This is a genomic window from Neisseria sp. P0009.S007 (assembly GCF_051962515.1).
Genome location: NZ_JBQCVF010000466.1, coordinates 1 through 1,102, shown reverse-complemented (window position 1 = coordinate 1,102; position 1,102 = coordinate 1). Strand labels below are relative to the sequence as shown.

2 protein-coding genes are annotated in these 1,102 nt (G+C 51.4%); both read left to right on the top strand.

The features are described 5' to 3' along the window. Positions 1-181 (top strand): tRNA-guanine transglycosylase (locus ACTHS3_RS14095; RefSeq protein ID WP_440368262.1); only part of this gene is annotated, 181 nt, incomplete at its 5' end. A gap of 85 nt (positions 182-266) precedes the next feature. Next, positions 267-1,102, top strand: an 836-nt coding sequence (gene hemH, locus ACTHS3_RS14090; RefSeq protein ID WP_440368261.1) for a ferrochelatase, incomplete at its 3' end; no start/stop codon positions are given.

Below are 1,102 nucleotides of genomic sequence, written 5' to 3'. Positions count from 1 at the left end.
CCGCTCCTACCTGCACCATCTGCACCGTGTCGGCGAAATCTTGGGCGCACAGCTCAACACCATCCACAATCTGCACTTCTACCAAGTCATCATGGCAGAAATGCGCGAAGCCATCGAGCAAGGCAAATTTACCGATTGGCAGGCGCAATTCCATGAAAACCGCGCCCGCGGTGTGGATTAATTCTTTAAAAGGCCGTCTGAAATCAGGTTTTAATTCACACTGCTTTTCAGACGGCCTCAATATTCTTAATTAATAAAGCACAATCATGTCCCGTTTCCATACCGAACCTCCCTTAACCTACACCGCACAAAACCGTACCGCAGTCCTACTGCTCAACCTCGGAACGCCTAACGCGCCCACTGCTGCCGCAGTCAAGCCCTACTTGAAAGAATTTCTGTCCGATCAACGTGTTGTCGAACTGCCCAAGCTCCTATGGCAACCGATATTGCGCGGCTTGGTATTGACTTTTCGCCCGAAAAAAAGCGCGCATGCCTATGAAAAAGTTTGGTTTAAAGAAGGTTCGCCGCTTGAGGTTTACACGCGCCGCCAAGCAGAAGCCCTGGCCAAACATTTGCCCGATGTCATCGTCCGTCATGCCATGACTTACGGCAATCCAAGCGTTGCCGACGTTTTGGCGGAACTCAAAGCCCAAGGCGTAGGCAAATTGCTGGTCATTCCGCTCTATCCGCAATATGCCGGCTCTTCTACCGGCGCGGCTTTGGATAAAGTATTTCAAGAGTTATTGCTGCAACGCAACCAAATGAGCGTCCGCACTGTCTCCCGTTATTACGACGATGCCGCCTATATTCAAGCCATGAAGCAGCATATTGAAGCCTATTGGGCCCAAAACGGACGCGGCGAAAAACTGATGTTGAGTTTCCACGGCATTCCGCAAAAGCATCACGACGACGGCGACCCCTATCCTGACGAGTGCCACCATACCGCCAAACTGCTCGCGCAGGCATTGGGCTTGTCCGAACAAGAATACATCGTTTCTTTCCAAAGCCAGTTTGGCAAATCCCAATGGGTCAAGCCCAGCACGCAAGCCCTGTTTGATCAGCTGCCGAAACAAGGTACGACCAAACTTGATGTATTCTGCCC